A 16,397-nucleotide genomic window follows, 5' to 3' on the forward strand; every position below is an offset into this window, starting at 1 on the left:
CAGCGATTGCGGCGCACTGGCGTAGCCGAAGCGGTGCAGCGTCTCGTACAAGAGTACCCCGGCGTAGTCGCCGGTAAAGGGGCGCCCGCTGCGGTTGGCGCCGTGCATGCCAGGAGCGAGGCCGACGATCAGCAGGCCCGGCGCAGGGTCGCCGAAGGCCGGTACCGGGCGGGCGTGGTAATCGGGGTGGCGTGCGCGCACCTCGTCGAGAAAGGTGGCGAGACGCGGGCAGGTGCGGCAATCCGGATCAAAGCTGGCAGGCATAAAACGTCCCACGCGGGGATTTCCTTTGCCGCGGGCCGAAGCCCGGGCAGTCGTATGTCCCGCTGGGGGACGTTGATGGTAGGGCGGACTGCGCTCAGCCTTCGATCGGGCCGGCAGCGGTTTGCATGTAGTTCTGTTCGCCCATGCGCTGGATGAGATCGAGCTGGGTTTCCAGATAATCGATGTGCTCTTCGGTGTCTGCCTGGATGCCGACCAGGATTTCGCGCGAGACGTAATCCTTGACCGCTTCGCAATGCGCAATCGCTTCGATATACAGCGCCCGGCCGGTGTGCTCGAGTTTGAGGTCGCATGCCAGGCACTCGGGCACGTTCTCGCCGATCATCAGCTTGTTGAGATCCTGCAGATTGGGTAGGCCTTCCAGAAAGAGGATGCGCTCGATCAGCTTGTCGGCGTGGCGCATCTCCTCGATCGATTCCTCGTATTCGTGCTTGCCCAGTGCGGTCAGCCCCCAGTTCTTGTACATGCGCGCATGCAGAAAATACTGGTTGATGGCAGTGAGTTCCACCGTCAGGGCCTTGTTCAGATACTGGATGACTTTCTTGTCGCCTTTCATGGCGTTCTCCCGATGGCTGGAAATGCCCGCGAGCGGGCTGGTGGCAGGACGAATGCCCGGTCAAGGGGCAATGCAAGTTCATCCGGCATTCTAGGTGTGCGGGTCTGCAAAGCAAGTGCCGACGCGGCGATCCGGCGGCGCCTGGGCAAGGTGAATCAGGTAGGGGGCGAGGGGGTCAGGCCGCCGCGAGTGCGGCGCAGCCTGCTTCGCTGCGTGCCTCATGCAGGGCTTCGCCCAGTACTTCCCTGGCGCAGCGGCCGCATTTGCCGCACTGGGTGGCGACTCCCAGCTGCCTGCTCAATTCGCGCATCGAGCATACGCCCTCGGTACGCACTAGCCGGCGAATATCGGTGTCGGTGACGCTGTGGCAAAGGCAGACGTACATGGTGAACTCTCCAGCAGTTGCATCGGTTGAAGATAGTTTTATATAAATGAGAATAATTGTCAATAACAAAAAAGGGTGGCGCTGCCCGGTAAAGGAAAAAAACGACCGCGCCGTCGCGCGGCCGCGCCATGTGCCAGCTGTACGGCACGCGGCCTCCGCCATGGCGGAGGCCATAAGCCCCGTCTGGCCGTGCTCGGCTACACCGTCGCCCACATCCGCATCAGGTTGTGATAGCAGCTGGTCAGCCGCACCGCGGTACCGGTTTCGCCCTGCTCGCCGCGCAGCGCGACGATGCTCATGTCCAGTTCGTGCAGCAACTCGCGCTGTTGCGGTTCGCGCACCATGCTTTCCAGCCAGGAAAAACACGCCAGCCGCGCGCCGCGCGTCACCGCTTCGACGCGGTGCACGCTGTACGACGGGTAGAGGAGGAGGTGGCCCGCCGGCAGCTTGACCGCCCGCCCGCCCATGCCGTCCTCGATGATGAGTTCGCCGCCGTCGTAGTCGGCGGGATCGTTGAGAAACAGCGTGAACGAGAGGTCGGTGCGCACGTGCCGGGCGCTGTCCGGATGGGTGCGGATGGCGTTGTCGACGTGGTTGCCGAAGGAATTGGCTTCGCCGCCGTAACGGTTGAACAGTGGCGGGTAGATGCGCTTGGGCAATGCGGCGCTGAAGAAGACGGGATTCTTCGACAGCGCCTCCAGCGCGAGCGCGCGCAGCTGCTGGGCGACCGGGCTGGCTTCCGGCAGTTGCAGGTTGTTTTTCACCGTGGCGGCCTGGCTGCCGGCGGTGATGCGGCCGTCGGTCCAGTCGGCCTGGTTCAGCAGTTCGGCGCAGCGGGCGAGGGCAGCGGGATCGAGTACGTTGGGAATGTGCAGCAGCATGGCGGTATCTCCTGTCAGGGATGTGGCGCCGCGCGGGCAGCGCCACATCCCTGCCAATAGGCAGGGATGACGGACTCAGAACTTCAGCTCGCCGGTGAGGATGAAGCGACGGCCCTGGCCCGGCACCGAGAAGGAGCCATTGTCGTAGACCGCGTCGTAGTAGACCTCGTCGAACAGGTTCTGCACGTTGAGGCGGGCCGACCAGCGCTTCTGCTCGTAGGACACCATGGCGTCCCAGCGCGCATAGGCCGGCGCGGTGTTCGGCTTGAATCCGCCGCCGGGAAAGAGCGCGTCGACCGAGGCGCCGGGCTGCGCCGACGGCGAGTAGGCGTAGCGGTCGCCCTTGGCCTCGACGCCGCCGCCGAGCTTCCAGCCGTGGCCGAGCCGGTAGGTGCTCCACAGGTTGAAGGTGTACTTCGGCGTATTGCGTGCGCGCTGGCCGGCGAAGCGCGGGTCGGCGATGTCCGGGTCGGCGTTGGCGTCGTTGCCGTCGTGGTTGTATGCCACCTGGAGGATTTTCGAGTCCATCAGCGCGAGACCGGCGAACACTTCCCAGTCGGGCGTGATGCGTCCCGCCGCCTCGAACTCGATGCCGTCGGTGCGCCGCTTGTTGGTAAGGATCGCCGCGGTCGACTCGAGGTCGGTGTTGCGTTCCCAGTGCTTGGTCGCGCGGTAGATCGCGGTGCGGAAGGTGAGGTCGCCGTCGAGGAACATCCACTTGGCGCCTGCCTCGATCACCTCGCTGGTTTCCGGCGGCAGCGGGGCCAGGGTCAGCTGATAGAGATCGGCGGTCGGGCTGAACGAATCGCTGTAGCCGAGGTAGTAGTGGGCCTGGTCGTTTGGCTGATACGACAGCGCGGCGCGCGTGCTCCATTCGCCGTATTCCAGCTGCGGCGAGGTGACGCTGGAATAGTCGGCCTTCAGTTCGTCGCGCCGCGCGCCCAGGGTGAGTTTCCAGAACGGCAGGAACTCGACCGTGTCCTGCGCGTAGATCGCGTAGGAATCGCCGGTGAAGTTGACCGCGCCCGCGCTGTTCTCGACGTAGGGCCGGAACAGCGGCGGGTTGTCTGCCGTCGTGCCGCCGAGATTGCGGAGTCCGCTGCGATGGCTGTCCTCGTGCAGGTACTCGATGCCGGCGACCAGTTCGTGTTTCATGTCGAAGGCGCGGAAACGGGTGTTGTAGTCGGACTGCACGGTGACGGTCTCGTAGTCCATCGAGCGGGTCGGGCCGGCATTGGTGCTCGGCAGGTTGAGGCCGGTGTCGCCGGGCGCGACCGTGGCGCTTGGCGTGCGGGCCCAGTAGCTGCGCTGGTAATCGCCGTAACGAACGGCGGTGCGCAGTTCGCTCGTCGGCGAGAAGCGGTGGGTCCACGTCGCGGTGCTGATGTTGACGTCGCTGTCGTCGAAGTTGCGGTCGATGCCCCAGAAGGTGCCCGGCGAGAAGTTGCTGTTCGGGCGGCGCGTGGCGTTGTCGAACGAGAAGCCGTAGTCGGGGATGTCGCGGTTGCGGGTGAATTGATGCGACAGGATGAACTCGTTGTCGGTCTGCATCCCCAGCGCCAGGCTGGCCGCCGCGCCGCCGCGATGAACCTCGGGCTGGGCGCCGGTCGCGGGGTTTTCGCGCCAGCTGCCTTCGTCGCGCTTCATCAGATTGACGCGGAGGGCGGCGTCCTGGCCGACGCGCTTGTTGAGGTCGGCCGTGGCTTCGGTGTACCCGTCGGTGCCGATGCTGCCGGTCAGCATGTAGGCATCGGCGCGCTTCGGCGTCTTGCTGACCAGATTGATGACGCCGCCGGCCTGGCCGCGGCCGAACAGCATCGAGGCGGAGCCGCGCAGCACGTCGACCTGCTCCAGGTTGAAGGTTTCGCGGTTGTACTGCGCGGTATCGCGGAGGCCGTCCAGATACATGTCGCCGAAGGTGTAGAAGCCGCGCAGCATCATGTTGTCGCCGGCGCGTCCGCCTTCGGCGGCGTTGAAGGTCAGGCCGGATACATTGCGCAATGCTTCGCGCAGGCTGCCGACCTGCTGCTCTTCCATGAGTTTGCTGGTCACCGTGGTGATCGCCTGCGGGACGTCGTGCGGGTCCTGCCTGATTTTTCCGACGCGGGTTTCGGTCGCCTGGTAGCCGTTATTGACGGCCATGGGATCGGCGGTGTCCTCTACCTTCACCGTGGCCAGGGTGGTTTCGGCCGTTGCAGGGGTTTGCGCCAGCGCGGCGGCGGGGGCCAGCATCATGAATGCCAGCGAGGCCGCCGCAGGGGCCGCGGCGGCGGGCTGGATGCGCGCCAGCAGCTGGCGGAGGGCGCCCGAAGGCGGGCGTGAACGTGCGTGTGACATGGATTTGCTCCTGATTGGAAAATAACGGGCTGGCGGAGCAAAACGCTTGGCTGGCTGGCTGTTGAAAAAGTTGATGCTTGGTCGACGGATGCAAGGGTCAGGCCGGGCCTGCTGGTTGTGAGGCGAATGGCAATGTCTACCCCCAGCCTGCCGCGAGCGCCAGGTGGTAGGTGATGAACGAGGCCAGATACGCCAGGGCGAACAGATACCCGGCCATGATCAACGGCATGGTCCAGCCGCCGGTTTCGCGCTTGACGGTGGCGAGCGTGGCGAGGCATTGCGGCGCGAAGACGAACCAGGCGAGCAGTGACAAGGCGGTGGCGAGACTCCACTGGCCCGCAATCAGCGCCGTGAGCGCGCCGGTTTCTTCACCGGTGGCGGAGAGCGCGTATACCGTACCGAGCGCACCGACCATGACTTCGCGCGCGGCCAGCCCTGGAATCAGTGAAACGCTGATCTGCCAGTTGAAGCCGATGGGCGCGAACACGGCTTCGAGCGCACGGCCGATGGTGCCGGCGAGGCTGTATTCGATGGCGGGGCCGGTCGCGCCGACGGGCGGCGCAGGGTAGCTCGACAGGAACCACAGCAAGACGGTGAGCGCCAGGATGATCCCGCCGACCCGGCGTAGAAAGATCTTGATCCGCTGCCACAGGCCGATTGCGACGTTGCGCACGCGCGGCAGGTGGTAGGCGGGCAACTCCATCATCAGCGGCGCTTTGAAAGCGTGGCCGGTGAGGTGCTTGGCGAGCCACGCGATGAACATCGCGCCGGAGATGCCGGCGACGTAAAGGGCGAACAGCACCAGCCCCTGCAATTCGAAACCGCCGACTTCGCGGCGCGGGATGAACGCGCCGATCAGGAGCGCGTAGACCGGCAGACGCGCCGAGCAGGTCATGAGCGGAGCAATCATGATCGTGACCAGGCGATCCCTGGGGTTCGAGATTGTGCGCGCGGCCATGATGCCGGGGATGGCGCAGGCGAAGCTGGAGAGCAACGGGATGAACGAGCGCCCCGACAAGCCGACGCCGCCCATGAGGCGGTCGAGCAGGAAGGCCGCGCGCGGCAGATAGCCCGACTCCTCCAATACCAATATGAAGAAGAACAGGATGACGATCTGCGGCAGAAAGACGACGACGCCGCCCGCGCCGGCGATGACGCCGTCGACGACGAGGCTCTTGAACCAGCCGTCCGCCAACAGCCTGCCGACGCCCTCGGCGGCCCATCCGGTCGCCGCTTCGATCCAGCCCATCGGCGCTTCGGCCCAGGAAAACACAGCCTGGAACACGAAGAAAAGCACGACGGCGAGCAGCGGCAGGCCGAGCAGCGGGTTCAACACGATGCGGTCGATGCGGTCGGACGGCAGGTGCGGTGCGGCACGGTCCAGGCCCAGCTCGGCGAGGAGGCGTGCGACGACGGCATGGTCGGCTTCGACCTCGGCGTCTGCCGACGCGGGCGCGGCGGGGCGCTGCCACAGGGTGGCGTCGTCGAGCTGGCGCACGAGGGTATCGGCGCCACCGCCTTCGACGGCGACGGTTTCGACCACCGGCACGCCGAGTGCGTCGGCGAGCCGCGCGGCGTCGATGGTGAGGCCGCGCTGCTTCGCCAGATCGAGCATGTTCAACGCGACGACCATCGGCAGGCCGGTGCGCTTGACCGCCAGCGCGAGGCGCAGGGTCCGGCGCAGGTTGGTCGCGTCGACGACGACGATGGCGAGATCGGGACGTTTTTCGCCCTTCGCGCGGCCTGCGAGCACGTCGGCGGTCACGCGTTCATCGGGTGAGCGCGGGTGCAGGCTGTAAGTGCCGGGCAGGTCGAGCAGGCGCAGCATCTTGCCGGAGGGCAGGGCGAAGCGGCCTTCCTTGCGTTCGACCGTCACCCCGGCGTAGTTGGCAACCTTTTGCCGGCTGCCGGTCAAGCGGTTGAACAGCGCGGTCTTGCCGCAGTTGGGGTTGCCGACGAGCGCAACGAGCGGCCCAGCGGGATGCATATAGACGACGGCGGTATGCATGATCAGCTGCCCTCGATTTCGATGCATGCCGCCTCGGCGCAGCGCAGCGCGAAGGTCGAGCCGCCAACGCGCACGACCAGCGGGTCGCCACCCGGCGCGCGCGCCATCAGCATTGCCTGCTCACCGGGCAGGAAACCGATTTCTTCGAGCCAGGTTCGCCACTCGGGCGAGGCTTCCGGGGCGTCGACGCGGGCAACGCGGCAGGGTGCGAGGAGGGCGGCTTGGTTCAGGGTTGGCATGGCGGGAGGGCAAAGAACGGGTGGGACTCAGAAATCCGCCCACTGGCGCAGCAGCTTGCTGCGGTTGGGCGCGCGCATGATGGGAAGCCGGAGTCCGCGCAGCTGTAGCGCGCCCACCGGGCGTTGCGGGTTTTTCCTGACGCGCGCGGTCCGCGCGCCGGCCGCCGGGGCGGTCGGCCGGTCCGCCCCGGCGGGCTGTGGGCAGATTACCGCCAGCCCGCCGGAGGTCAGTAGGTTGTCAATGATGGCGATCACGTTTTCCCGGGAGTCGTAGCGCACGGTCAGAAGGTGTATTTCGCACCTACCTCGAATGCCCGTTCGGGGCCGGCATAGATGCCCTGGCGCAGGCTGGCGATGTAGCGTTCGTCGGTCAGGTTCTTGATCGCGCCGAAGAGCTTGAGCTGCTTGTTGACGTCGTAGCTGCCGGTGAGATCGACGGTGTAGTAGCTCGGAATCAGGCCCGACCAGATGGCGTTTCCGCTGCCGGCAATCGGCGTGGTGTTGTCGCCGGAACCGAATTGCTCATCGACGTAATTCCACAATAGCGCGGCGTTGACCGGGCCCGATGCGTAGCCGAGGCTCAGGTTCGCCAGCAGTTCTGGCGAGTAGGGCAGGCGGTTGCCGTCGTTGATGCCGTCGCCGCGATTTTCGCGGTATTCCGAAACCGGAATCCAGGTCAGGTTACCGTCCACGCTGAAGCCATTGCCCCAGCGGTAACCCAGCGCACCTTCCAGGCCGCGATGCAGGGTGCTGCCGGCGTTCGCGTTCGCCAGGCCGCCGGAAATGGCCGGGGTGATCTGGTTGTCGAAATCCATCTGGAACGCGGTGAATTCGTAACGCAACGCGCCGCTGCCGCCGCGTACGCCGAATTCGACGTTGATGGAATGTTCGGCGTCGAGTTGCTGATCGATACCGGTCACGATCGACTGCGAGTTGAGCGGCGGCGAGAACGCTTTGTAGACGCTGCCATAAAGCTGGGCAGCGGGGTTCAGCTTGTAGGTCGCGCCGATCCCGGGCAGGTATTCGGTGTTCGAACTGTCGCCGTTGTTGGCATTATCCTTGAGGTCTTCACGCTCTTGCTTGTAGCTTTCGATTCGCAGGCCGGGGGTGATCGAGAGCCTGTCGGTCACATCGAAGCGATTCTGCGCGAAAAGGGCGTAGCTGGTGGCGGAATCGACACGGTCGGAGGTGATCGTTCCGGTACGCGGGTTGGCGCGGGTTGCGGCGATGCCCTGATCGACCATCTCTTCCTGCATCACGCGCATACCGATTTCGGCCTCGCCGGTCACGCCGAATAGCTGGTTGGCGACAGTGAGGCGGGAATCCAGGCCGATGCGGTCGAAGGCGCGGTTGTTGCCGTTGACGACGTTCGTGTAAACCCAGCTTCCGGCGGCTGTCGAGGCAGCGTTGTCGATAGCGAAGCGCCAGTAGTCGCGGGTCATCTCGCTCCAGTAGACCACGGTGTTGAGGCTCATGCCGGGGCGGATTTCCCACATATGGTTGAGGTCGAGCGATTTGCGTTCGGTCAGGAAGTAGTCATCCGGCGCGGGGTTGTACTCGGCTCCGGCCTTGTATTCGCCAAGGAACAGGCCGCGATAGGAAATATTGGCGTCGTTTTCGTAATAAGTGAATTTCGCGCCCAGCCACTGGTTATCCCCCAGCGCCATGCCGGCCTTGACCATGAAGTCCTGCATGTCGAACCCCTTGTCCTGGAAGCCGTCGCTTGAGGCGCGGGTGTAGAACAAACCGGCCCTGGCTTCTCCCGAAGGAGTCGAGCCGCCTGCTTCGATGGTGGCTTCGCGATAGTTGTGCGTGCCAGCGCGGCCCGAGACGGCGAAGCCGTCGATGGGATCCTTGGTCTTGTAGTTGATGACGCCGCCGATGGTGTTGGGGCCGTAGCGCAGCGCAGCGGCGCCCTTCAGCACTTCGATTTCGTCCATGCGCTGGATGCGCGGGTTGTAGTAGCGGCCGTTACCGACGAACAGGCCGGGGGCAATGGGCACGCCATCTTCGAGGATCAGCGACTTGTAGTCTGCCGCGCTCAGGCCACGAATACCGATATTGGCGACAATACCCGTCTCCTCTTCGCCCTTGATGTATACCCCGGGAACCTTGCGCAGGGCATCCTCGGTGGAGAGCGGCTGGATGCGTTCGAGTTGCTCTTTGTCGACGATCGAGATGGAACCCGGTTGTTTGGCAATGGCTTCTTCGCCGCCCGAGATGACGTCGATGCGCGGCAGTTCAGCCTGGGCGGCAATCCCCTGGGCAGGGAAATTGAGGGCGAAGGCGACGGCCCCGGCCAGCCGGGACGGGGTGAATGCACGGGCCGTGCCCTGCTGCCTGAAAGTACGGGTGATACGGTTCATTGCTTGCTCCCTTGCGTCAGATAGGTCTGGCTGGCTTGACGCATGGCATGCGGTTGGCTGGCTGGGGTTGAAAACGGGCGACTGCGTCCTGTAGCGAAACCTTATTGAGTGTGGGGGTCGGTCACGAATCCCAGCTTGACGAGACCGGCCTTCGCCGCGTCGGCCATGATCTGCGCGACATGGCGATAGGCGAGGTCACCGTCGGCGCGCAGATGGATTTCCGGCTGCGGGGTCTGCAGCGCGGCGGCGGCCATGCGGGTTTGCCACGCCGCGGCGTCGACCGCCTCGGCATTCCAGAACACCGCGCCGTTGGCCTTGATCGAGAGATTGATCGTTTCGGGCTTCACCTCGTTCGGCTGGCTCGACGCCAGGGGCAGGTCGACCTTGACCGCATGCGTCATCAAGGGCGCAGTGATGATGAAGATGACCAGCAGCACCAGCATCACGTCGATCAGCGGAATCATGTTGATCTCCGCGTTGTCGCCATCGCCGCTGTCGTTCGTGAGTCCGCCGAAGGCCATCATGCGCTCCTTGCCACAGGTGCGCTGTAGATGTGCGCTTCGCCGCGGTCGACGCGGGTGTTGTTGCGCACGCCGGTGGACATGAAGGCGAACAGGTCGTGCGCGAAGCCGTCGACGTCGGACAGCATGCTGCGCTTGGCGCGGTTGAAAAAGTTGTAGGCAAGCACGGCAGGGATCGCGACGGCCAGGCCCAGTGCGGTCATGATCAGCGCCTCGCCGACCGGCCCCGCCACCTGATCGAGGCTGCCCGACCCGCTCATGCCGATATTGACCAGTGCGTGATAAATGCCCCATACCGTGCCGAACAGGCCGACGAAGGGCGCCGAGGACGCGATCGACGCCAGCATGGTATGGCCGTATTCCAGGCGCGCGGTGTCCTGGTTGATTGCCCGCCGCAACGCGCGGGTGAGGAATTCGTCTTCCGAACCCGACTCGACCAGGCGCTGGCCGGTCTTGTTGCGGAACTGCTCGGCGGCCTTGAGGCCGTGGTGGGTGAGATGCGAGAACGGATCGTTGATGCCGTGGCCCTGCAGGTATTCGGCCACCGAGGCCAGGCCGGGCGCATCCCAGAAGCGCGCCAGGAAAGCCTGCGCGTGCTTCTTCATGCGCCAGTTGGCAATGCTCTTGCTGGCGATGAGGTACCAGGTGATGACCGACATCGCGAGCAGCACGACGAGCAGAAAATGCGCGAGGCCGTCGGCCTGTGCGAGGAAATGGGCGAAGCCCAGCTGGGTTGGATGTGTTGCGGTTTCCATGACTTAGCTCCTGAGAGTGAATTGGATCGGCACGATGACCCAGGCGGCCACCGGCTTGCCACCCTGGCGGGCGGGCTCGAATTTCCAGCTGGACTGAACCGTCTCCATGGCGGAGCGGTCGAGGCGCGGATAGCCGCTGCTTTGCGCCAGTTCCAGGCGCGCGACGCTGCCGTCCGGGTTAACCAGGATGTTGAGGCGCACCGTGCCGGCCTCGCCCAGGCGCCGCGACAGCGGCGGGTAGTGTGGCTTGGGATTGGCCAGGTAATCCGCCTGGCGCGGCGGCGTGGGCGGCGCTGGTGCAGGTTTGCTGACTTCGGCCGCCACCGGCACCGGGGACGGCTCGGGTGCCGGCACCGGCTCGGGTACGGGCACGGGCTTGGGTTCAGCTGCCGGCACGGGCACATCCTCGATCATGGGCTGCGGTGTGCTGGCGGGTGTCGGCTTGGCCGCCAGTACCGGCGGCGGCAGCGGTTTGACCACTGCCGGTTCAGGCGGCTGCGGCCTGGGTGCCGGTCTGAGCTGCGGCTGAGGCTTGGGTTGCGGCGCGGGCTGTGGCTTTTCGACTTCGGGCGAGATCAGGCTGATCGTCAGCGGCCGTGGCGGCGTAATGGGTTGCGGCGTGTCGGCGGCGAACAGCAGCAGGCCGAGCAAACCGGCGTGAGCGAGGCTTACCGTGAGAAGCGAGACGGGCGAAATGTGCGTACGCTGGAATGTCGAGCGGGCGCTGCGTGCCGTTGCCGTATCGTGATCGTTTTTGTCTTCCGGCAAAACAGTAAGCGTGGCGGTCATCCCGGGCATACCCAGTTCAATTGCGAATGATGCCGGCCGGGATCGCAGTCCGAGGCTGGTGGCGATCCTGTCTGGCAGGGCTGGTCTTGTCAGGGCCGAAGCTGCCGTGACGATCCGTAAAAGTTACAACAATGATAATAATTCGCATTATTAATGTCAACTTGGCAGCCCATGCCAGCATCAAAAAAGTTGTTTGGTTGCACAAGGTCGTTGAAGAAACAGCGCTTATGGCGGCAGCGGACAAGGCTCGCAGCGGCAAGCTTCCCTGCTTGATTCCGGCTCATTCCGGATGATTGGCATATTTGGGCGGCACGGTTTTCGGGTCTGGCACGCGGGCTCCCGGCTTGCGGCTGCGGAGATGCTGTGCGGAATGCCTGGCCGCGCTGGCCGGATGAATCAAAACGATCTTAGGTGGGCGGGCGCGAAGGCCAAGTAACGGGAGATCGACGACATACGGGATTTCAGGATGGCGGGCGGAGTGGCACGACATGATTTCCAGGGGTGTCGAGCCGGCGTTTCATGTTGCCCGCTTGTCCGCACGCAGGGGTGATTTCTCTCCGTCCATAGCGGTCTCGATCGGTGCGGCAAAGGCGTCGTGCGCAAGCCCCATGCCGTTCAGCATCCAGACGCCGGCCCAGGTGCGGGTGAAGCGCTCGAAGCTTGCCTGGCCGTTCCATGTCAGGAACAGCGTGAATGCTTCGCCCCGCTCGCGAGGGTCTTTAAATTCGTGCGACACCAGCCCTATCGATTGCACGAGCGTTTCACGCGCTGCCTGATAGGCGTGCCGGAAGTGATCTTGGTAGCGCGGTACTACATGGAAGCGATAAGTGATCACGAGCATTGCTGTCCCTCCATGCCTTCAATCGGCATGCGCCGGCGGGTCGATCTGGACATCCCGGGGTTGCGTTTGCCCGGACAACAGGCGATGTGTTCCCGCATCGCACCGAACGGCTCGATCGCGGCGACGTTGCCAGCGGCAGCGGATTTCTTCGTCAGGCCGGGATGAATCCGGGTGCGGTCAAGGTGGCCGGAGGAAATCACGGTTTTCTGTCCGACGGGGGCAGCAACAGGCGTGGCGGCCTCATGCGAATTGCCGGGATGCAGCGCGCACGAGACGGGTTCGATAGGGCCATCTGGCAGCCAGGCTTCACTGGCTGGATACGGAATGGAGCGTCCGGTTGGGGTCATGGGAGACGCCCTCAATGCAGGACAGGGTGGGGCGAGGAGGCGTCCGACACCAAGCGCCATTCGTGCGACAGGCGTTCGCATGCATTGGCAAGCACGGGGCTGGTTGCGCTTGCCCGCATCCAGAGCAAATGCTGCTCGACCATGCGAGCGAGCTTTTTACAGCAGGTCTTCTGGTAGCGAAGCATCAGCCACAAGGTTGCGGCGATGACGATTTCGTGGGTGTCGTGAAAATGCGGTGGGGCCATGCCAGTCTCCTTGAACTCGGGGCTGGCTGGCACGTGTGCGCTGGCGGGCGGGTGGGAATTCCATTTTCAGGCAGCTGAAAATGGTGTGCGTGCTACTTGGTCAGAATCAGTTTGTCGTTCTTGGTTATGCGCAGGCGGTAGTGTTCGCCCTGGTGGCTGATCAGGATTTCCTGATGGCCCTGGAATAAAAGGCTCGTTGGGATGACGTCCGACGGAAAAACCCGTTGCCTGGGCTCGGCCGGTAAACGGCTGGATGAAGAGGGGGGCGTTCGCATGGTGTCGGCGCCTGCTTCGGGTTGATCGGGGTTCATTCGACACATTTGTTGCTGTTTTAAGTTTTACGAATAATAACGATTCTCATTTATGTGTCAAGCGCCAACGCATAGTTTTTTGCAGAAAAGCTCTTCAGGGGTGGGGAGGACGATGGGGTGCGCGTACCAGCGGTGCCGCTGCCGGCACTTCGGGCTGCAGGGTGACATGGCGGATGCCGTGCCTTGTGTCCATGGTCTGGCGTGCAGCAGCGAGGATGGCCGGCCAGTCGGCCAGGGTGCGGATCTCCAGGTGAGCGGACAAGGCGACGATGCCGGACGACAGGGTCCATACATGCAGGTCGTGCACCCGCCGCACGCCTTCGAGCGCGGCGAGGTCGCGGCCGACGGCATCGAGCCGGACATGCAGGGGCACTCCCTCCATCAGCACATGCACGACTTCGCGCAACAAGCGCAACGCCGAGACCAGGATCAGCGCCGCCACCAGCAGCGACAGCAGCGGGTCGATCGGCGTCCAGCCGGTGGTGACGATGACAATGCCGGCGGCGATCGCCGCCACCGAGCCGAGCGCATCGCCCAGAACGTGCAGCAGCGCGGCACGGCTGTTCAGGGTGTGCTCGCCGCGCGAGAGCACCCAGGCGACGACGAGATTGACCGCGAGGCCGATGGCGGCGACGCCGATCACGGCGTCGCCGGCAATCTCGCGCGGGGTGCCGAGGCGGTCGACGGCCTCGTGCACGATGTAGCCGATCAGGACCAGCATCACCAGACTGTTGAGCAGTGCGGCCAGCACTTCGGCGCGCACCAGCCCGTAGGAATGGCGGGTGCTGGGCGGGCGGCGCGCCAGCCAGGCGGCGCCGGCGGCCAGCCCCAGCGCGGACGAATCGGTGAGCATGTGCGCCGCATCGGACAGCAGCGCGAGCGAACCCGACCACCAGCCGGCCACCGCCTCGATCGCGGCGAACGACAGCGTCAGCAGCAGGGCGGCGGCCAGCTTGCCGTTGCCGCCGGAGGCCGCTGCGTGTGCGTGATGTCCGCCCTCGCCGTGCGGGTGATCGTGCTTATGCACGCCCACAGTAATCCGTTGGATCGATGTTCAGGTTGAGGTCGGCGGAATCCATCCCCAGTCCGGCGATGTGGTGCAGCGCGTCGACGTAGCGCGCCGATTCCCGCAGAGCGGTCATCGTCGGCGGATGCGGCTGGCCGTGCATGCGTGCCAGCCGTGCGCGCGCGGGAGCGGGCCAGTCCACCTGCAGCTTGGCCAGTACTTCGTCGGCCAGATCGGGGTGGTTGCATACCAGCGCCATGTCGCAGCCGGCGTCGAGCGCGGCCGCCACGCGTTCGGCCACGCCGCCTGCCACCGCGGCACCCGCCATGCAGAGGTCGTCGCTGAAAATCGTGCCGTCGAATCCCAGTTGGCGGCGTAGCAGTTGCTGCAGCCAGACGTGCGAGAATCCGGCGGGGCGGTCGTCGACCTGGGGGTAGACGACATGCGCGGGCATGATCGCCGCGAGCCCCGCTTCGATCATCAGCCGGAAGGGGACGAGGTCGGCGGCGGCGATGGCGGCCAGGCTGCGCTCATCCACCGGGATGGCGACATGCGAATCCGCCACCACGAAGCCGTGACCGGGAAAGTGCTTGCCGCAGGCGGCCATGCCGGCGTCCTTCATGCCCAGCATCACCGCCTGCCCCAGTTCGAACACCGCGTGCGGGTTGCCGTGAAAGGCGCGGTCGCCGATTACGCTGGAGGCGCCGTAATCCAGATCGAGCACCGGCGCAAAGCTGAAATCGACGCCGTGCGCGCGCAGCTCGCTCGCCAGCACGTAGCCGGTTTCGCGCGCCAGTGCGCGCGCGCGCTGCGGATGCGCATTCCAGATTTCGCCGAAGCTGCGCATCGGCGGCAGGCGGGTGAAGCCCTCGCGGAAGCGCTGTACCCGGCCGCCTTCGTGGTCGACGCCGATCAGCAGCGGCGCCGATTTGAGCGCGCGGATCTCGGCAGTCAGCGCGGCCAGCTGCGCGGAGTCGCGGTAGTTGCGGGAAAACAGGATCACCCCGCCGACGAGCGGGTGGCTCAGGCGGCGGCGGTCGGCGGCGGTCAGTTCGGTGCCCGCCACGTCGAGCATCAAGGGGCCAAGCGTCATGCGCGCTCCTATGGATTGGGGGGAGGGCCGGTTTGTTCCAGCACCACGAAGGCCAGCACGAGGTCGCCCTCGTCCGACAGTGAAACATGATGCGCCGTGACGCCGCGCGCGGCCAGCCAGGTGGCAAGTTGGGGCGCGCATTCGATATGCGGCTTGCCTTGCGCGTCGCGTAGCACGGCGATGTTGCGCAAGCTCACCGGCACGCGCAGCCCGGTTCCTGCCGCCTTGGCAAATGCTTCCTTGGCCGCGAAACATTTGGCCAGAAAGCGCGCCGGGTCAGGACTGGCGTAATACCCGGCGTGCTCGGCCGGGGCGAGAATGCGGTCCGCATAATGCTCGCCAAAGCGGGCGAGGCCGCTGCGGATGCGTTTGGCGTCGAGCAGATCGGTGCCGATGCCGTGGATCATGGCGACACCTTTACCGCCAGACCGGCCGCACGGATTTTCTCGGCAAACGCTTCGAGCCACGCGGCGGGCAGCGCAGACAGGCGGCTGGCCTGCGGCTGCATCGACGGCCGCGCGAGGCCATACAGCAGCACGCCTTGCAGCGGAATCTGCTGCATCCGGATGCGTTCGACGACAGACAGGTAGGCCGCCTGTTCCGCGTCGGAAGGCGGCGCGCCATCGAGCGCGAACATGCAGGTTTGCAGCCAGGTCGGGCACAGATGCGCGGCCACGGCAAGCCGCTCGAACTGCCTGTCGGGTGAAATCCGTGTCTGGTTGATGCTGCGCATGCCGCTTGCGGTTGCGCGGTCGAACTTGAACCAGACTTCGCCGTTCAAGGCCGCCATTTTTTTCAGGCCGTCCTGCACGCGAGGGCGGTCCGCGAGACTGCCGTTGGTGATCAGCACCAGCTTGATCTTGCCGGCCAGATCGAAGTCCGCCATCACCCGGCCGATCAGTTCGATGACTCGCGGAAAGGCGCTGGCGCTGGTCGGCTCGCCGTTGCCCGACAGCGCGATGTCGTTGAGCCGCCGTGCCCCTTCGGGAACGCGCGTTTGCATGAAATCGCCGTGGAGGATGGCGGTCAGCATCGCGCGCAGTTCGGTTTCCAGTTGCACCAGGTTGATTCCGGGCGCTGTGCCGCGTGTCAGGTCCGGCACCTGGCAATACACGCACGCCCAGTTGCACGCGTTGTTCGGGTTGAGATTGATTCCGACCGACACCCCGCCGGCGCGGCGCGAAACGACTGGATAGACATAGGTCATCCCCGCGCTGTCGCGGTCGTGGTTGCGAGGGGTGAGAGGCAAGGCATGCGTCATCCGTGGATTCTCGCATCAGTTTGGGGCGGCACAACAAAAAACGCCCTGCTGGGGCGTCCCGGTCACTCGGCTGGCGGAGGCGGTGAGATTCGAACTCACGGATGGCTTGCACCATCGCCGGTTTTCAAGACCGGTGCCTTAAACCGCTCGGCCACACCTCCACGGCGCGCATTG

Annotated in this window: 20 protein-coding genes and 1 tRNA gene; all 21 read right to left on the reverse strand. The window is 65.1% G+C overall.

Annotation, left to right across the window (positions count from 1 at the left end; all coding sequences use genetic code 11):
* The coding region (locus BGO62_RS15945; protein WP_296644436.1) for a uracil-DNA glycosylase family protein at window positions 1-264 on the reverse strand (264 nt) is incomplete at its 3' end.
* A gap of 94 nt (window positions 265-358) precedes the next feature.
* A complete protein-coding gene (gene bfr / locus BGO62_RS15950) occupies window positions 359-838 on the reverse strand; it encodes a bacterioferritin (RefSeq protein ID WP_296644391.1) in 480 nt (159 codons plus the stop codon).
* A 175-nt stretch (window positions 839-1,013) separates the two neighbouring features.
* A complete protein-coding gene (locus BGO62_RS15955) occupies window positions 1,014-1,223 on the reverse strand; it encodes a bacterioferritin-associated ferredoxin (protein WP_296644394.1) in 210 nt (69 codons plus the stop codon).
* A 197-nt stretch (window positions 1,224-1,420) separates the two neighbouring features.
* Window positions 1,421-2,104 (reverse strand): Fe2+-dependent dioxygenase, encoded by a 684-nt coding sequence (locus BGO62_RS15960; protein ID WP_296644397.1) that lies wholly within the window; start codon window positions 2,102-2,104, stop codon window positions 1,421-1,423.
* Between the two features lie 75 nt (window positions 2,105-2,179).
* Window positions 2,180-4,441: a TonB-dependent siderophore receptor gene (locus BGO62_RS15965; RefSeq protein WP_296644399.1), complete on the reverse strand. Its 2,262-nt coding sequence runs from the start codon at window positions 4,439-4,441 to the stop codon at window positions 2,180-2,182.
* Window positions 4,442-4,577: 136 nt separating this feature from the next.
* A complete protein-coding gene (locus tag BGO62_RS15970; RefSeq protein ID WP_296644401.1) occupies window positions 4,578-6,449 on the reverse strand; it encodes a ferrous iron transporter B in 1,872 nt (623 codons plus the stop codon).
* 2 nt (window positions 6,450-6,451) lie between these two features.
* On the reverse strand, window positions 6,452-6,688 hold the full coding sequence (locus BGO62_RS15975) for a FeoA family protein (RefSeq protein WP_296644404.1): 237 nt from the start codon (window positions 6,686-6,688) through the stop codon (window positions 6,452-6,454).
* A 27-nt stretch (window positions 6,689-6,715) separates the two neighbouring features.
* Entirely contained in the window at window positions 6,716-6,943 is a 228-nt protein-coding gene (locus tag BGO62_RS15980; protein ID WP_296644407.1) for a hypothetical protein, read from the reverse strand.
* A 26-nt stretch (window positions 6,944-6,969) separates the two neighbouring features.
* Complete coding sequence (locus BGO62_RS15985; protein ID WP_296644409.1) at window positions 6,970-9,054, reverse strand: TonB-dependent siderophore receptor; 2,085 nt, start codon at window positions 9,052-9,054, stop codon at window positions 6,970-6,972.
* A 101-nt stretch (window positions 9,055-9,155) separates the two neighbouring features.
* Window positions 9,156-9,575 carry a biopolymer transporter ExbD gene (locus tag BGO62_RS15990; protein ID WP_296644438.1) on the reverse strand — a complete coding sequence of 140 codons (420 nt, stop codon included), beginning with the start codon at window positions 9,573-9,575 and terminating at the stop codon, window positions 9,156-9,158.
* Window positions 9,575-10,330, reverse strand: coding sequence for a MotA/TolQ/ExbB proton channel family protein (locus tag BGO62_RS15995; protein WP_296644412.1), 756 nt, complete (start codon window positions 10,328-10,330; stop codon window positions 9,575-9,577). The genes BGO62_RS15990 and BGO62_RS15995 overlap by 1 nt, the downstream gene beginning before the upstream one ends.
* 3 nt (window positions 10,331-10,333) lie before the next feature.
* Entirely contained in the window at window positions 10,334-11,128 is a 795-nt protein-coding gene (locus BGO62_RS16000) for an energy transducer TonB (protein WP_296644415.1), read from the reverse strand.
* Window positions 11,129-11,636: 508 nt separating this feature from the next.
* Entirely contained in the window at window positions 11,637-11,960 is a 324-nt protein-coding gene (locus tag BGO62_RS16005) for a hypothetical protein (RefSeq protein ID WP_296644418.1), read from the reverse strand.
* Window positions 11,951-12,307 (reverse strand): hypothetical protein, encoded by a 357-nt coding sequence (locus tag BGO62_RS16010; RefSeq protein ID WP_296644421.1) that lies wholly within the window; start codon window positions 12,305-12,307, stop codon window positions 11,951-11,953. Before BGO62_RS16010 ends, BGO62_RS16005 begins: the two co-directional genes overlap by 10 nt.
* Window positions 12,308-12,318: 11 nt before the next feature.
* Window positions 12,319-12,552 (reverse strand): hypothetical protein, encoded by a 234-nt coding sequence (locus tag BGO62_RS16015; RefSeq protein WP_296644424.1) that lies wholly within the window; start codon window positions 12,550-12,552, stop codon window positions 12,319-12,321.
* 92 nt (window positions 12,553-12,644) lie between these two features.
* The gene (locus BGO62_RS16020; protein WP_296644426.1) at window positions 12,645-12,863 is read right to left on the reverse strand and encodes a hemin uptake protein HemP; all 219 of its coding nucleotides are present in this window, start codon (window positions 12,861-12,863) and stop codon (window positions 12,645-12,647) included.
* A gap of 94 nt (window positions 12,864-12,957) precedes the next feature.
* Window positions 12,958-13,890 (reverse strand): cation diffusion facilitator family transporter, encoded by a 933-nt coding sequence (locus BGO62_RS16025; RefSeq protein WP_296644429.1) that lies wholly within the window; start codon window positions 13,888-13,890, stop codon window positions 12,958-12,960.
* The gene (nagZ, locus tag BGO62_RS16030; protein WP_296644431.1) at window positions 13,883-14,962 is read right to left on the reverse strand and encodes a beta-N-acetylhexosaminidase; all 1,080 of its coding nucleotides are present in this window, start codon (window positions 14,960-14,962) and stop codon (window positions 13,883-13,885) included. The genes BGO62_RS16025 and nagZ overlap by 8 nt, the downstream gene beginning before the upstream one ends.
* 8 nt (window positions 14,963-14,970) lie before the next feature.
* Window positions 14,971-15,369 (reverse strand): holo-ACP synthase, encoded by a 399-nt coding sequence (gene acpS / locus BGO62_RS16035; RefSeq protein ID WP_296644434.1) that lies wholly within the window; start codon window positions 15,367-15,369, stop codon window positions 14,971-14,973.
* Complete coding sequence (locus BGO62_RS16040; protein WP_296644441.1) at window positions 15,366-16,169, reverse strand: radical SAM protein; 804 nt, start codon at window positions 16,167-16,169, stop codon at window positions 15,366-15,368. Before BGO62_RS16040 ends, acpS begins: the two co-directional genes overlap by 4 nt.
* Window positions 16,170-16,294: 125 nt before the next feature.
* Window positions 16,295-16,384, reverse strand: a tRNA-Ser gene (locus BGO62_RS16045).
* Window positions 16,385-16,397: the final 13 nt, after the last annotated feature.

Origin of the sequence: Thiobacillus sp. 65-1402 (assembly GCF_001897685.1) — a bacterium.
Taxonomy (GTDB): Bacteria; Pseudomonadota; Gammaproteobacteria; order Burkholderiales; family Thiobacillaceae; genus Thiobacillus.

Bases quoted from the DNA above. Each gene is read 5' to 3' on its own strand.
- bfr (WP_296644391.1), bottom strand. From the start codon at position 838: ATGAAAGGCGACAAGAAAGTCATCCAGTATCTGAACAAGGCCCTGACG.
- BGO62_RS15955 (WP_296644394.1), bottom strand. From the start codon at position 1,223: ATGTACGTCTGCCTTTGCCACAGCGTCACCGACACCGATATTCGCCGG.
- BGO62_RS15960 (WP_296644397.1), bottom strand. From the start codon at position 2,104: ATGCTGCTGCACATTCCCAACGTACTCGATCCCGCTGCCCTCGCCCGC.
- BGO62_RS15965 (WP_296644399.1), bottom strand. From the start codon at position 4,441: ATGTCACACGCACGTTCACGCCCGCCTTCGGGCGCCCTCCGCCAGCTG.
- BGO62_RS15970 (WP_296644401.1), bottom strand. From the start codon at position 6,449: ATGCATACCGCCGTCGTCTATATGCATCCCGCTGGGCCGCTCGTTGCG.
- BGO62_RS15975 (WP_296644404.1), bottom strand. From the start codon at position 6,688: ATGCCAACCCTGAACCAAGCCGCCCTCCTCGCACCCTGCCGCGTTGCC.
- BGO62_RS15985 (WP_296644409.1), bottom strand. From the start codon at position 9,054: ATGAACCGTATCACCCGTACTTTCAGGCAGCAGGGCACGGCCCGTGCA.
- BGO62_RS15990 (WP_296644438.1), bottom strand. From the start codon at position 9,575: ATGGCCTTCGGCGGACTCACGAACGACAGCGGCGATGGCGACAACGCG.
- BGO62_RS15995 (WP_296644412.1), bottom strand. From the start codon at position 10,330: ATGGAAACCGCAACACATCCAACCCAGCTGGGCTTCGCCCATTTCCTC.
- BGO62_RS16000 (WP_296644415.1), bottom strand. From the start codon at position 11,128: ATGCCCGGGATGACCGCCACGCTTACTGTTTTGCCGGAAGACAAAAAC.
- BGO62_RS16005 (WP_296644418.1), bottom strand. From the start codon at position 11,960: ATGCTCGTGATCACTTATCGCTTCCATGTAGTACCGCGCTACCAAGAT.
- BGO62_RS16010 (WP_296644421.1), bottom strand. From the start codon at position 12,307: ATGACCCCAACCGGACGCTCCATTCCGTATCCAGCCAGTGAAGCCTGG.
- BGO62_RS16015 (WP_296644424.1), bottom strand. From the start codon at position 12,552: ATGGCCCCACCGCATTTTCACGACACCCACGAAATCGTCATCGCCGCA.
- BGO62_RS16020 (WP_296644426.1), bottom strand. From the start codon at position 12,863: ATGAACCCCGATCAACCCGAAGCAGGCGCCGACACCATGCGAACGCCC.
- nagZ (WP_296644431.1), bottom strand. From the start codon at position 14,962: ATGACGCTTGGCCCCTTGATGCTCGACGTGGCGGGCACCGAACTGACC.
- acpS (WP_296644434.1), bottom strand. From the start codon at position 15,369: ATGATCCACGGCATCGGCACCGATCTGCTCGACGCCAAACGCATCCGC.
- BGO62_RS16040 (WP_296644441.1), bottom strand. From the start codon at position 16,169: ATGACCTATGTCTATCCAGTCGTTTCGCGCCGCGCCGGCGGGGTGTCG.